The sequence below is a fragment of the Methyloprofundus sp. genome (assembly GCF_965251085.1).
Classification (GTDB): Bacteria; Pseudomonadota; Gammaproteobacteria; order Methylococcales; family Methylomonadaceae; genus Methyloprofundus.
Map to the genome: position 1 here is coordinate 2,394,516 of NZ_OZ252594.1, position 13,803 is coordinate 2,408,318.

General features: G+C 42.1%; 14 protein-coding genes. 5 read left to right on the forward strand and 9 right to left on the reverse strand.

Annotation, left to right across the window (positions count from 1 at the left end):
• Positions 1-223: 223 nt before the first annotated feature.
• Entirely contained in the window at positions 224-1,849 is a 1,626-nt protein-coding gene (locus ACQY3F_RS11050; RefSeq protein WP_428354901.1) for a putative transposase, read from the reverse strand.
• Between the two features lie 75 nt (positions 1,850-1,924).
• On the opposite strand from ACQY3F_RS11050, the gene ACQY3F_RS11055 reads away from it, so the two are divergent.
• Positions 1,925-3,121: an ISAzo13 family transposase gene (locus ACQY3F_RS11055; protein WP_428352931.1), complete on the forward strand. Its 1,197-nt coding sequence runs from the start codon at positions 1,925-1,927 to the stop codon at positions 3,119-3,121.
• Positions 3,118-3,378, forward strand: a complete 261-nt coding sequence (locus tag ACQY3F_RS11060; protein ID WP_428354902.1) for a hypothetical protein — start codon at positions 3,118-3,120, stop codon at positions 3,376-3,378. Before ACQY3F_RS11055 ends, ACQY3F_RS11060 begins: the two co-directional genes overlap by 4 nt.
• On the opposite strand, the gene ACQY3F_RS11065 is transcribed toward ACQY3F_RS11060, so the two are convergent.
• Positions 3,338-3,802 (reverse strand): hypothetical protein, encoded by a 465-nt coding sequence (locus ACQY3F_RS11065; protein WP_428353676.1) that lies wholly within the window; start codon positions 3,800-3,802, stop codon positions 3,338-3,340. The two genes, ACQY3F_RS11060 and ACQY3F_RS11065, sit on opposite strands and share 41 nt — an antisense overlap.
• Positions 3,803-4,071: 269 nt before the next feature.
• On the opposite strand from ACQY3F_RS11065, the gene ACQY3F_RS11070 reads away from it, so the two are divergent.
• From ACQY3F_RS11070 to ACQY3F_RS11080, 3 genes are all read left to right on the forward strand, one after another.
• Positions 4,072-4,320 (forward strand): hypothetical protein, encoded by a 249-nt coding sequence (locus ACQY3F_RS11070; protein ID WP_428354903.1) that lies wholly within the window; start codon positions 4,072-4,074, stop codon positions 4,318-4,320.
• Positions 4,321-4,708: 388 nt separating this feature from the next.
• Entirely contained in the window at positions 4,709-5,173 is a 465-nt protein-coding gene (locus tag ACQY3F_RS11075) for a hypothetical protein (protein WP_428353676.1), read from the forward strand.
• A gap of 38 nt (positions 5,174-5,211) precedes the next feature.
• Positions 5,212-6,966, forward strand: coding sequence for a putative transposase (locus tag ACQY3F_RS11080; protein ID WP_428357602.1), 1,755 nt, complete (start codon positions 5,212-5,214; stop codon positions 6,964-6,966).
• Positions 6,967-7,139: 173 nt separating this feature from the next.
• On the opposite strand, the gene ACQY3F_RS11085 is transcribed toward ACQY3F_RS11080, so the two are convergent.
• From ACQY3F_RS11085 to narH, 7 genes are all read right to left on the reverse strand, one after another.
• On the reverse strand, positions 7,140-7,316 hold the full coding sequence (locus ACQY3F_RS11085; RefSeq protein WP_428354905.1) for a hypothetical protein: 177 nt from the start codon (positions 7,314-7,316) through the stop codon (positions 7,140-7,142).
• Positions 7,300-8,619 (reverse strand): MFS transporter, encoded by a 1,320-nt coding sequence (locus ACQY3F_RS11090; RefSeq protein ID WP_428354906.1) that lies wholly within the window; start codon positions 8,617-8,619, stop codon positions 7,300-7,302. The genes ACQY3F_RS11085 and ACQY3F_RS11090 overlap by 17 nt, the downstream gene beginning before the upstream one ends.
• Positions 8,620-8,860: 241 nt before the next feature.
• Positions 8,861-9,943 (reverse strand): copper-containing nitrite reductase, encoded by a 1,083-nt coding sequence (gene nirK / locus ACQY3F_RS11095; RefSeq protein ID WP_428353476.1) that lies wholly within the window; start codon positions 9,941-9,943, stop codon positions 8,861-8,863.
• 236 nt (positions 9,944-10,179) lie between these two features.
• The gene (locus ACQY3F_RS11100; protein ID WP_428353477.1) at positions 10,180-10,701 is read right to left on the reverse strand and encodes a hemerythrin domain-containing protein; all 522 of its coding nucleotides are present in this window, start codon (positions 10,699-10,701) and stop codon (positions 10,180-10,182) included.
• Between the two features lie 294 nt (positions 10,702-10,995).
• A complete protein-coding gene (gene narI / locus ACQY3F_RS11105) occupies positions 10,996-11,691 on the reverse strand; it encodes a respiratory nitrate reductase subunit gamma (RefSeq protein ID WP_428353478.1) in 696 nt (231 codons plus the stop codon).
• An 8-nt stretch (positions 11,692-11,699) separates the two neighbouring features.
• Positions 11,700-12,227, reverse strand: coding sequence for a nitrate reductase molybdenum cofactor assembly chaperone (narJ, locus tag ACQY3F_RS11110; protein WP_428353479.1), 528 nt, complete (start codon positions 12,225-12,227; stop codon positions 11,700-11,702).
• Positions 12,224-13,795, reverse strand: coding sequence for a nitrate reductase subunit beta (gene narH, locus ACQY3F_RS11115; protein ID WP_428353481.1), 1,572 nt, complete (start codon positions 13,793-13,795; stop codon positions 12,224-12,226). Before narH ends, narJ begins: the two co-directional genes overlap by 4 nt.
• Positions 13,796-13,803 lie beyond the last annotated feature (8 nt).

Below are 13,803 nucleotides of genomic sequence, written 5' to 3' on the forward strand. Positions count from 1 at the left end.
GATTGAAAGCAAGTTTTATTACCGTCTGCTTAGGGTCGTTATGAGTCAGTCAATTATGATCGTCACTTTCACTTTAGAGTTTTGTCAGTGTTGATCAAAGCTATTTGATTTTTTCAACACACTTTCAGAGGAACTTGCGCTCACATCTACTTTTCTTAGCTGTACTTCGTGATTCCAATACTCAGACATCTTGATTCAGACGAAACTAATTTGAGACCATTTCCTAATTTTTTGCGGATGAAGTCAGCTCATAAATTAAGCGCAGATCGGTTCCTGGATAATTGAGTTCCGTTTGATTGAGTTGTTCAAATAACTTTTCTATTGCTTTATTACTTGCAGGTCGGGAAGTACTATGCACACGTATCCGAAGTTGTTTTTTTACTTCATCGGGTAATATATCTGCTTCTGTCACAAACAGCGTTTGTAATAGTTGCCTTGCCATCGGAAAGTCGATTGTCGGTGAGGTTAGCAGAGCGGCCATTGCTGTTTCTGCCCGATAAGCGATCATGTTGACAGTATCTATCAGCCGCTTTTTCCCTGGCAGAAGCTGTTCGAACTTATCTTCGTCTCTCAACTCTTGCCAGGTAATGTGTTTGGGCGTTTGGCTTAGTTTTTCCTTGATGGTTTTTAGTTCATTTTCATAATGCTCTATTTCTTCGAGTAATTCTGCTCGTTTTCTTTCCCATTTCTTGTATTTCACATCTTCCGTTTCATCTTTTTTAATCACCGGATGAAGTTCCATCGCTGCAAATCGAGATAGACGGTAATTGAGTTTGGATTGTATCGAATTACGCTGTCCTTCCTGTTGGCGCCTATCAGGGTTGACCACCTTTTGGGTATCGGATAGTGGCTCTATTCCATACTCCTGTAGCATATCTATCCCATAGTGGTGCTTCATATATCTAAAAAAGTTCTCTTGGCACCACCGGCTAAACATTCGCCCAGAAACAGCCGTCAATTCTAGTTCATAGGCTGTGGTAATAATACTGGTTTGGTGACCAGAATCAGTCAACTTGCGCACTTCTCTCATCCACATCGCCTGTTTTCCAGTTCCAACCAGACTGCCTCGTTCGGCGAGTTTCATGATGACTTTTTCACCACTCGGTAGGGTGATCTCCTGACTGGAAAAATTGTCCAGTGGCCAATTTTCGGTGGGAAATTTATGATAGGTCATGCAAGCGACACGATGCTTGTCCCACATCTTTCTAAAGAATGCGGGGCTATAGCCTTCTCTATCAAACACCAGGATAAAACGACAGGCTTGTTTGTTTTGCTGTAATGCTTGTGCACTCGGTTGATTCGGAATGTCTTTGAGTAATCGGGGGACGATATCTTCTTCCAGCGTTTTTAGTAAGCCCGGATCCACCGTTTTTTCAACGACAAAGAAGGGACGCCCCGTACCATCATTAACCCAGTAGTCGGTGATACCCCGTAAGCAGAGTTTTTCGCGTGAAACATGCCGTTTGGGAAGTTTAGTCAAGTGTCCATGATAGACACGGACATGACCATCTATGTAGAGTGTTCCTGCTGCCTCTGGTTCATTTTCCATCCATTGTCGACTGAGGTCGGCCGCCCAGCTTTCAACTGATTCTGGATCAGACAGTCCTTTTACTTTGGTTCTTAAACAGCGCACTTCGGGAACCCGATCCAGGCCAAGTAGTTTGCCGAATTCACCCGGTGCATGCTCGCGAAGTTGTTCGGCATTTTTGATGCGACATAGTCCCATAAAGGCGAGTAGCAATAGGATATGAAAGGTTTGATAATAACCTGTCAGTTTGCCAAGGTGGTGCTCAATGTCATTTAATAAGCCATTGCTAAGTAAGGGAGATGGAAAGAAATAATCATCCAAACGAAGTAAGCTTGTGTCTCAATAATTTATAATAATGAATTCTGAATTTATTCTCACACTAGGCAGATAAGCTTGTTGATATTAACAGATAGCATTATAGGTTGGATTATAAATACAGCCCATCGTTTAAAAGGCTCGGTACGTCGTATATTCATGGCTGAAACGGTGGAGCTACTAGGCTCAGGTGGTGCAAGTATTGCTGAAGAAAAACTAGGATGGAATAGAGGCACTATCCGAAAAGGACAATATGAACTTGAAACTCAGCCCATAGAAGATAATTTTTCAGCGAGAGGGCGTAATAAAAGTGAAGAGCATTTTCCTCATCTACTTGATGACATAAAAAAAATTGCTGAACCGGAGTGTCAAACGGATCCCTCTTTTAATTCCTGTCGATTATATACCCGGCTAACGGCTAAAGAAGTTAGAAAACGTTTACTGGAGATTGATTATTACGATGAAAAAACATTACCTTGCTCAAAAACTATCAATACAAAATTAAATGACCTGAGTTACCATCCAAAAAAGGTACAAAAAACAAAGCCTCATAAGAAAATCAAGGAAACGGATGCAATTTTTGAACAAGTTCATTCAGTCAATGGAATGGCAGATATCAACCCAAAAGAGATTCGTATATCAATTGATGCCAAAGCAAGAATGAATATAGGAAATTTTTCACGGGGAGGACGAAATCGGGTTTTAACAAAAGCAGAGGATCATGATTTAGATGTTAAGGAAAAGTTAACTCCTTTTGGTTTTTATCTGCCTGAACATGATGATTTTTTCCTTTTCTTTACAGCAGGCTATGCCAGCAGTGATTTCATCGTTGACCGATTGGAAGAAATTTGGCCAGAAATTCAAGAAAAATATGGAGTAGATATTCTGACAATTAACGCTGACAATGGTATGGAGAACAGTAGCTCCAGAACTCAGTTTATAAAAAGGCTTGTGGAGTTTGCTGAAAAAAGCAACATAAAGATAAAACTGGCCTACTACCCTCCTTATCATAGTAAATATAACCCAATTGAACGAGTATGGGGAGCCTATGAAAATCATATTAGTGGCGACATAATGGATACAGTTGAAACAACTTTAAAATTTGCCAAAAGTATGACCTACAATGGCAAAGCACCTATTGTTAAATTAACAGAAAAAATATATGAAACAGGAGTAAAGGTAGGTAAAAAAGCAATGAAGACGTATTATCAGTTTGTTGACCGAATGCCATCGTTGGAGAAATGGTTTTTGACCATTTCTCCTGGTTGTTCTGGATGATTATTTCTTTCCATCTCCCTAACGCGGGCAATGCACATAACACACCGCCTTTAGGAACATCTAAACAGGATTCGAATTCGATTGAGGCTCCCTTTTCCTGCTCACCCAAAGCCGCCTGGATTCGCTCTTCTACTCGAGTGCAGGCCGTACCGAGTGACTCGGCTGCACTGGCATCAATAATATCACGGGCTGATTTGGTACTGCCATCATTGGGGTCTATTGATACGGCAGACTTTTTTTTAAACGTCCATCACTGATCGCCTTGCGAAAGGTATCTGCCCGGATGCCTAATTCTTTAGCGGCTTCGTTAGGCGTCATACCTTGATCCAGATATTCCTGAGCTTGCTGCAAAACCTCAAGCGTAAAGAGTGGTCCTCCCTTGCGAGTCGGGCGAGGTTCAAAAAACGAATCAGCCCCTTTTTCTCGTAGTTGCCTTAATGAGCGCATAACACTACTTTTAGAGACACCAAAGGTTGTAATAATATCGATTGAACGACAGGAGCCGGTATTGATGAGTTGAGAGGTGTGAAGTCTAAATAATCTCTTATTGTCAGCCTGGTGAGAATAGATCGGGATACCGCCGAGGAAATAAAACCACTCATCATTTCGGTTATCAACACTGACCTGACCATTTATAATAGTCGTACCCTGAGGAATTATTGGGAGCATGAGTTGCTGCATTAATTGAATACCTCGTATGATATGAGGGCTTAGTTTAACCTAAATGAGTACCATTTTCATTTCTTTAGCTGAAAATATCAATCATTTGACAATAATTCCCTAACCCTTTAATTATATTGCCTAGTTTAAGTTTCAATGGATTTCTTTCAGGATAGCGAATCAAGATGTCTGATACTGTCTATACATGATTTAGAAATTAATGCTAAAGTCTCAGGTACCATTAACAAATATTATCGTGTTCTGCCACAAGCTATAGGAGTCTTAACAGCATGCTAAAAATTCTTGTTATTTGCACTGAAAATTCATGTCGCAGTGTTATTGGCGAAGCAATATTCAACTATCTTGGACAAGGGCGAATCCAGTCATTTTCCGCTGGCAGTAAAGCTAAAGGCAGTGTAAACGTCCGCGCGCTTAGTTTATTGAAAAGGCATGGGGTTTGTACAGAAGGCATATCCAGTAAATCATGGAATAGCCTCAGTAAACTGCAGTTCGATATTATTATTACCGTATGTGATTGAGCTGCAGGTGAAACCTGTCCCAGCTATTTATCCTCTGCCCTGAGAGTACATTGGGACACAATAGAACCCAGCCATGTTCAAGGAGGGGGTGATGCGGTACTCACTGCTTTTGAAGATACCTACCAGGTTTTCGAGCAACGCATTACTAAAATGTTGTCCTTACCTTTGACTGAAATGTCTAATGACGATCTCCAGACCGAGCTTAATACAATAGGCTCAGACATCTTGATTCGCTATCCTGAAAGAAATCCATTAAAACTTAAACTAGGCAATATAATTAAAGGGTTAGGGAATTATTGTCAAATGATTGATATTTTCAGCTAAAGAAATGAAAACGGTACTCATTTAGGTTAAACTAAGCCCTCATATCATACGAGGTATTCAATTAATGCAGCAACTCATGCTCCCAATAATTCCTCAGGGTACGACTATTATAAATGGTCAGGTCAGTGTTGATAACCGAAATGATGAGTGGTTTTATTTCCTCGGCGGTATCCCGATCTATTCTCACCAGGCTGACAATAAGAGATTATTTAGACTTCACACCTCTCAACTCATCAATACCGGCTCCTGTCGTTCAATCGATATTATTACAACCTTTGGTGTCTCTAAAAGTAGTGTTATGCGCTCATTAAGGCAACTACGAGAAAAAGGGGCTGATTCGTTTTTTGAACCTCGCCCGACTCGCAAGGGAGGACCACTCTTTACGCTTGAGGTTTTGCAGCAAGCTCAGGAATATCTGGATCAAGGTATGACGCCTAACGAAGCCGCTAAAGAATTAGGCATCCGGGCAGATACCTTTCGCAAGGCGATCAGTGATGGACGTTTAAAAAAAAGTCTGCCGTATCAATAGACCCCAATGATGGCAGTACCAAATCAGCCCGTGATATTATTGATGCCAGTGCAGCCGAGTCACTCGGTACGGCCTGCACTCGAGTAGAAGAGCGAATCCAGGCGGCTTTGGGTGAGCAGGAAAAGGGAGCCTCAATCGAATTCGAATCCTGTTTAGATGTTCCTAAAGGCGGTGTGTTATGTGCATTGCCCGCGTTACTTAGCAATGGCTTATTAAATGACATTGAGCACCACCTTGGCAAACTGACAGGTTATTATCAAACCTTTCATATCCTATTGCTACTCGCCTTTATGGGACTATGTCGCATCAAAAATGCCGAACAACTTCGCGAGCATGCACCGGGTGAATTCGGCAAACTACTTGGCCTGGATCGGGTTCCCGAAGTGCGCTGTTTAAGAACCAAAGTAAAAGGACTGTCTGATCCAGAATCAGTTGAAAGCTGGGCGGCCGACCTCAGTCGACAATGGATGGAAAATGAACCAGAGGCAGCAGGAACACTCTACATAGATGGTCATGTCCGTGTCTATCATGGACACTTGACTAAACTTCCCAAACGGCATGTTTCACGCGAAAAACTCTGCTTACGGGGTATCACCGACTACTGGGTTAATGATGGTACGGGGCGTCCCTTCTTTGTCGTTGAAAAAACGGTGGATCCGGGCTTACTAAAAACGCTGGAAGAAGATATCGTCCCCCGATTACTCAAAGACATTCCGAATCAACCGAGTGCACAAGCATTACAGCAAAACAAACAAGCCTGTCGTTTTATCCTGGTGTTTGATAGAGAAGGCTATAGCCCCGCATTCTTTAGAAAGATGTGGGACAAGCATCGTGTCGCTTGCATGACCTATCATAAATTTCCCACCGAAAATTGGCCACTGGACAATTTTTCCAGTCAGGAGATCACACTACCGAGTGGTGAAAAAGTCATCATGAAACTCGCCGAACGAGGCAGTCTGGTTGGAACCAAAAAACAGGCGATGTGGATGAGAGAAGTGCGCAAGTTGACTGATTCTGGTCACCAAACCAGTATTATTACCACAGCCTATGAACTAGAGTTGACGGCTGTTTCTGGGCGAATGTTTAGCCGGTGGTGCCAAGAGAACTTTTTTAGATATATGAAGCACCACTATGGGCTAGATATGCTACAGGAGCATGGAATAGAGCCACTATCCGATACCCAAAAGGTGGTCAACCCTGATAGGCGCCAACAGGAAGGACAGCGTAATTCGATACAATCCAAACTCAATTACCGTCTATCTCGATTTGCAGCGATGGAACTTCATCCGGTGATTAAAAAAGATGAAACGGAAGATGTGAAATACAAGAAATGGGAAAGAAAACGAGCAGAATTACTCGAAGAAATAGAGCATTATGAAAATGAACTAAAAACCATCAAGGAAAAACTAAGCCAAACGCCCAAACACATTACCTGGCAAGAGTTGAGAGACGAAGATAAGTTCGAACAGCTTCTGCCAGGGAAAAAGCGGCTGATAGATACTGTCAACATGATCGCTTATCGGGCAGAAACAGCAATGGCCGCTCTGCTAACCTCACCGACAATCGACTTTCCGATGGCAAGGCAACTATTACAAACGCTGTTTGTGACAGAAGCAGATATATTACCCGATGAAGTAAAAAAACAACTTCGGATACGTGTGCATAGTACTTCCCGACCTGCAAGTAATAAAGCAATAGAAAAGTTATTTGAACAACTCAATCAAACGGAACTCAATTATCCAGGAACCGATCTGCGCTTAATTTATGAGCTGACTTCATCCGCAAAAAATTAGGAAATGGTCTCAAATTAGTTTCGTCTGAATCAAGATGTCTGAGGCTAATATTTGTTACCCTCAAATTCAGCATTGCCACTCAAAGTCTCATAAATAACACAAAGGACACAGAACCTTATAAAAACCTCTGTACCCTCTGTACTCTGTGGTAGATCAAAGACGTTTGTTATCGCTTAGGAGCGAGAATTTATAATACCCAGGTCTGACTTGTATTTTGACTCCACAGTCACACTAGAAAAATAGTTGCGTAGCCTGCTATCCGCCTGTTTTCCTAGCACGCCTGTGATGCCAAAACCCTGAGTCATACTTGCGGATATTATTAAATCCTCGCTCCTAAGGGTATTCTTCATCAGATATATTCAGCATCTCAGGTAAAGACTTCGGTCCCTTCAATTCAGGATGAAGTTTTCTATCAGACAGGACGATGGAAATGTGCATCCAGACGACTGAAATTGCGACAATAACAAAAAGCAGCATAAAACAGCTGGTCCAGACACCAATTACATCATTCATAAAACCAAAGCATATTGGCAGAATAAAACCACCTAAGCCACCAATCATCCCCACTAACCCCCCCACTGCACCTACATGATCAGGGTAATACACCGGGATATGTTTATATACAGCCGCTTTACCCAGAGACATAAAGAAACCCAGAAAAATGGTCAAAATAACAAAGGGCACTATTCCAATTTCAATGCTAAAGTTAATGGGGCCTTGTATGCCATGCACGGTGTACTCTGTAGAAGGATAGGATAGAAAAAACAGGATTGTCAGACAGCCCAGAAAAGTAAGGTACATCACTCTTCTTGCACCTATTTTATCTGACATCCAGCCACCTAAGGCACGGAAGATACCACCAGGTAGCGCATAACACGCAGCCAGCATACCTGCAGTGGCAATTTCCAGACCATAAACCCCCATATAGTAACGCGGCAACCATAAAGCTAAGGCAACATACGCTCCAAATACGAAGAAGTAATAAGTTGCAAAACGCCAGACTCTTAAATGCTTTAAAGGCTCTAACTGCATTAAGGCAGGTCTTACTTTCTCACCTTTTTCTTTACGCGCCTTGGTAAAAGGGTCTTCTTGTGTAGTCAACCAGAACACAATGGCCATAACAAATAAGACCACGGCATAAATTTTGGCAACATTTTCCCACCCATACGCAATTAGCAAAAAAGGAGCACCAAAGTTAGTGACCGCAGCCCCGACATTGCCCATACCAAAGACACCTAATGCCGTTCCCTGACGATCTGATTCATACCAGCGCGACACGTACGCAATTCCAACTGCAAATGAGCCCCCGGCAAGACCTACTCCCAATGCAGCTAACAGATACATAGGATAAGTCGAGACCATGGATAATAAATACACCGATACTGAGGTTGCCAGCATTAATACAAAAAAGACGATCCGTCCACCAAACTGATCTGTCCAGATGCCTAGAAAAATACGGCTTAATGAACCCGTTAAAATAGGTGTTGCAACCAGTAAGCCAAACTCGGTATCATTCAGACCCAGGTTTTGTTTGATTTTAATTCCGATAATAGAAAAAATCGTCCAGACTGCAAAGCATACTGTAAAAGCAATGGTACTAACGGCTAGACTTTTGGTTTGCTGGCTACTGGTAACGCCATCAAGTTCATGCATAAAAATAACTCCTAAAAAATAAAAATAATAAGGTTGAAATCAGACCCAAGCAAGGGGTTTATACCTGTAGGGCGTGGCTTTAGCCCGCCTTATCACAGGAATGGCGGGCTAAAGCCACGCCCTACGCATCTTTGAGATACCGAGGAGTTTTTTTGCTATAGGTTTTCAGTAATCCCTACCCATATCACCCAAAGGTATTCAGGTAATATAGGCAATACAATCTATTTTTGGGGCGATAATGTTAATGTTCATCACCCTGCTCAGCGTGTGAATCGGTATCGCCGGAATAAAGTGCAGCATTCTTTTTACCTGTAACATTTAAAATGCCCCAGGCACCTCTATCTATCCGTGTTAATGCGTGATCAACCAGGACATAATTACCCGGATAATCAACCTGAAACTCGACCATCGTTGCGCCACCGGCAGGAACCAGTGTTGTCTGGACATTTTTTAATGGGCTGCCTAAGGAGGCTTCTGGATAAACGCGATCAAAAATTTCGCCAATAATATGAAACGAGGATATTTTAGCGACGCCAGCGTTACCAATAAAGAGTCGAATCTTATCTCCAACTTTGGCATGCAATTGTCCATCACCTACTAGCGCACCTGTGCGACCATTAAAGATAATGTATTCAGGACGTTCATCGATCATTTTCCGGCTGTCAAATGCCTGAAAGCCTTTTTTGCCCATTCTGCCATGCGTATACAGCTCGCCTTGCATCACATAAAACTCGTGATCAACTTTACTTAAGCCTTGCGTTGGTTCGACTAATATCAAGCCATACATACCGTTGGCAATATGTGTTGCTGCGTTACCTGCTGCGCAATGATAGACAAATAGTCCCGGAGTCGTCGCTTTAAATAACAGGTTTTTTGTTTCTCCCGGTTCAACCTGCGTCACCGCCATACCACCACCAGGACCCGTGACAGCATGTAGATCTATCGCGTGAGCATGACTACTATTTTCTTCATTATGTAAACTCAGCTCAACCGTATCACCTTCCCGCACTCGCAAAAAGGGGCCTGGCACTGTATTGTTAAAGGTCCAGTAATGATAAGAAATACCCGGTGCTATCTCTGCAATAACTTCCGTTGCATTCAGTTTAATAGTAATTTTTTCTACGCGTTTTCTAAGTAAGGGCCCAGGTAAATCAGATGCTTTATGACTAATGTCTTTAATCTTTTGATAGTCTGACAGCTTAACCGACATACGGTGCTGATAATGGTCCCCCGGTCCAAAATTAACTTGCTTTGACGAATGCTTAGATGAGTGATGCTTATTACTCTCATTTGCATGCACAGGAAAAGCAAAAAGTAGTGCCACGAATACAGGCATTAACAGCTCTCGCGTATTAAATGTATTTTTTATTATTCGTTTTATTTTCATGCTGATTCTCTACTATTTAGGGTTAAGAATACATCTATTGCAACATCCCTGTAGTAGAGCGGACTTTAGCCCGCCTGTCTCACATGCATAATCATGCTCGAAAAAAGTAGCATGCCTGCTCTATTGTTGGGGTTCGTACCTCACCCACAACCTACACCTTTAAGCGAATTAGCTTATACTACTAAATGTCGTAACTCTGCCATTTTTTCCCCTGCTTCGGCTCTTTGCTTATCGTTCAATATGGCCTGGGCATGTGGTGAAAAATCTTCATCTTCACGCGTCAAGTGTTCGCGTAATAGTTTCTCAAATACAGTTGTATAGTGCTGTAAGGCATCAAAATTTGTAATTTTTTCAGGTTGCTTTAGCTGTTTAGCGACTACCTTCCAGGCCTCTTCAATTTCCTCATGATCCATCATTAAGCGTTCAATCATACCGTCTACTAAAGCTGAACTTCCTAGCAATAGTGGGAATAAGCTCAGCTCTTCATCTTGGTGATGTAAGTGTGTTGCATGTTGGTAATGACAATAGACCTCCATGCACTGGTTAGCATAATCCTCATTCATACCCTTTGCTTTAAGGTTGGCGACCAGTTGCAATAATTGCTCACCACGCTCTAAAAAGTCTTCATGATAAGACTTTAAAACAACCAGGCCATCACTAAAGCCTGAAACAGGTTCTTTATATTTAAATTCCACTTATGATCCTAATTTACTTTTGCTTGTTTCTTCAATCGGGGAGTAGGCTTTAGCCTACCCGTACAATCCACACTAAGTACCCAAGCATAATTAATTTAACAAATTTTACGCAGGATTTTTTTCATTTTCAAGGCGTATATACGGCGCAGTGTGGCTACGCAACTCTTTATGCAACGCTGAAAATGAGAAAAAAACCAATAAAATGTTGGATTAATTATGCTTGGGCACTTACTTTTGTAGGCTAAAGCCTACTCCCCATCCGAGCATTCCCACGCGGAGCGTGGGGATGAGAACTTACCGCTGTTTTACAAATTTAGTTCTGACTATCTGATAAGGTCTAAACATATAGCCTAAAGGCATGCTCCAGACATGTACCAGGCGGCTAAAGGGAAATAAGAAAAACACTGACATACCTAGGAATAAATGCAGTTTATAAATAAGTCCTACTCCGGATAAATATTCAACCTGAGAATTAAATGACAACATACTTTGCACCCACTCTGCCAAAGCGATCATCACCGATGCATCACCATTAAAAGCATGGTAAATCGACACAGGAATGGTTAATAGACCCACGGCTAATGTCACTAAAATCCAGTCAAGAATAAAAATATCCATAAAACGGCTATTCGCTCTTACACGCGGATGATACATGCGGCGTTTCCATAAAATCACTCCGCCCATCATACACACGGAACCAAACGCAGCTCCGGCTGAAATGGCGACCACTTGATGCATCATATCAGAAACACCTATGGCTAAAAACCAGGTATGCGGAATCACTAAGCCAGCAAAATGTCCCATAAACAATGCAAGTACACCCACATGAAACAGAATACTGCCTTTTTGCAATTGTTCTTTTTCAAATAGCTGGCTGGAGTCCGCTTTCCAGGTGTATTGTTCTCTATCAAAACGAATCACACTGCCGACTATAAAGGTAGTCAGTGCGATATAAGGATAAATCCCAAATAATAAATTACTTAAATTCATATCGATACCTATGCTGCAATATCTGCTAAAAGGCCATGACTTTCCACTACTCTTACCAGTGGTGCGTATGGGCTTGCATTCTTTTCAAGATTACTGGCAATAATGTCAGCCGCTTGTGCCGTTTGCTTTAAAAACGCATGGGCACTTTCAGCATCATCCATGGTGGAGACATATTCCAGAATAAGGGGTAAATAATCGGGCAATTCACCATCACTGATTTCAAAGCCAGTTGACTTATAAAGCTCAGTCAATTCAATGAGTGCAGGTCCTCTTTCTCTGTCTTGCTCATCAAATAAATGATAAGTCAGATACAGTGAGTTTTCAGCCGTCATATCAAAGCTATCTACATATTTAGCTTGAAACTTTGTCAATGGTAAAGCAGATGCCCATGCAATAAAGTCAGTCAGTTTGCTTTTATCTTCATCTTCCAGGTTGGGTAATTCTGAGACAAGTTGACGCATTTCATCCCAGTTCTCTACCAGTTCCTTACGCGGATATTCCAATAACACAGCGAGGACTTTATAAATCTGAGTCATACTACCTCCCCATCAGAGCGCTTGGCAGCGGGGTGATACCGCACAAATTCCAGATTATCAGCAGTTTTGGTGCGCTTATCCGGAAATAACGAGGCCTCAGGGCTGATACTACAACCGTCGTTACCAAAGCTAAAACCATTTTGCCCCTGAAAACTATGAAAATCTTCCTGGCGCAATTCTTCATGACTGGTTGGAATGACAAAACGATCCTCGTAATTGGCAATCGCCATATAACGGTACATTTCGTTCACTTGCTCTTCGCTTAACCCTACTTCCTCCAGTACAGCTAAATCCGTTTTGCCTTCAACATGTTTAGAGCGATAAAAACTACGCATGGCAATCATACGTTTTAAAGCCTGAACTATGGGCTTTTCATCGCCCGCAGTAAACATATTCGCCAGATATTTCATCGGCAAACGCAAGGTTTCAATGCTAGGAATCGCACCATCGGCCATCGTCGATAAATTCCCTTGGTCAATTTGTGATTGTACCGGTGATAGTGGCGGCACATACCAGACCATCGGCAGAGTACGGAATTCAGGATGTAAAGGGAAAGCGACTTTCCAGTCTACGATTAATTTACGAATCGGCGAGTTACGAGCCGCGTCCATCCACGATTCTGGAATACCATCTTCTTTCGCTTGTTTAATCACTTCTGGATCATTTGGATCGAGGAATATATCCAGTTGCGCCTGATATAAATCCTGATCATTTTCGACAGCAGCAAGTTCCGATATACGATCTGCATCATAAAGCATTACGCCATTGTAACGGATACGCCCGACACAGGATTCCGAACAAACGGTTGGCAAGCCAGACTCTACACGAGGGTAACAACCGGTACATTTTTCTGCTTTACCGGACTCCCAGTTATAAAACATTTTCTTGTACGGACAGGCACTGATACACATACGCCAGCTACGACACTTGTCCTGATCAACCAGAACAATACCGTCTTCTTCACGTTTATATAAAGAACCTGAAGGGCACGATGCGACACAAGAAGGGTTAATACAATGGTTACACATACGTGGCAAATACATCAGGAAAGTCTGTTCAAACTCTCCGTATATCTGCTTTTCCATGTTGCTAAAGTTAACGTCAGCACCACGATGTTTGAACTTACCGCCTAAATCATCTTCCCAGTTTGGCCCCCACTCAATTTTGTCCATGCGTAAGCCATCAACCAGGGAACGAGGTCTCGCCGTAGGTGTTGCTTCAACTAATTCACTGTTTTGTAGCGTGGCATAGTCATAGGTAAACGGCTCATAATAATCATCAATGGTCGGCATATTCGGGTTCATGAAAATATTCTTTAAAATATTTAACCGATTACCTGATTTTAATTGCAGTTTACCCCCGTTTAATTCCCATCCACCGTTCCACTTTTCCTGGTCTTCCCAGTTTTTTGGATAGCCGATACCGGGTTTTGATTCAACATTATTAAACCAGGCGTATTCCATCCCTTTACGGTTGGTCCAGACATTTTTACACGTTACTGAACAGGTATGACACCCGATACATTTATCGAGATTCATCACCAGTGAAAAATTTGCTCTTACTTTCATTGTTATTT

What these genes read in the sequence shown, in the direction of transcription:
- ACQY3F_RS11065 (WP_428353676.1), bottom strand. Translation starts at nt 3,802, where the DNA reads ATGCAGCAACTCATGCTCCCAATAATTCCTCAGGGTACGACTATTATA.
- narH (WP_428353481.1), bottom strand. Translation starts at nt 13,795, where the DNA reads ATGAAAGTAAGAGCAAATTTTTCACTGGTGATGAATCTCGATAAATGT.
- ACQY3F_RS11075 (WP_428353676.1), top strand. Translation starts at nt 4,709, where the DNA reads ATGCAGCAACTCATGCTCCCAATAATTCCTCAGGGTACGACTATTATA.
- narI (WP_428353478.1), bottom strand. Translation starts at nt 11,691, where the DNA reads ATGAATTTAAGTAATTTATTATTTGGGATTTATCCTTATATCGCACTG.
- ACQY3F_RS11060 (WP_428354902.1), top strand. Translation starts at nt 3,118, where the DNA reads ATGATTATTTCTTTCCATCTCCCTAACGCGGGCAATGCACATAACACA.
- ACQY3F_RS11085 (WP_428354905.1), bottom strand. Translation starts at nt 7,316, where the DNA reads ATGAAGAATACCCTTAGGAGCGAGGATTTAATAATATCCGCAAGTATG.
- ACQY3F_RS11070 (WP_428354903.1), top strand. Translation starts at nt 4,072, where the DNA reads ATGCTAAAAATTCTTGTTATTTGCACTGAAAATTCATGTCGCAGTGTT.
- narJ (WP_428353479.1), bottom strand. Translation starts at nt 12,227, where the DNA reads ATGACTCAGATTTATAAAGTCCTCGCTGTGTTATTGGAATATCCGCGT.
- ACQY3F_RS11090 (WP_428354906.1), bottom strand. Translation starts at nt 8,619, where the DNA reads ATGCATGAACTTGATGGCGTTACCAGTAGCCAGCAAACCAAAAGTCTA.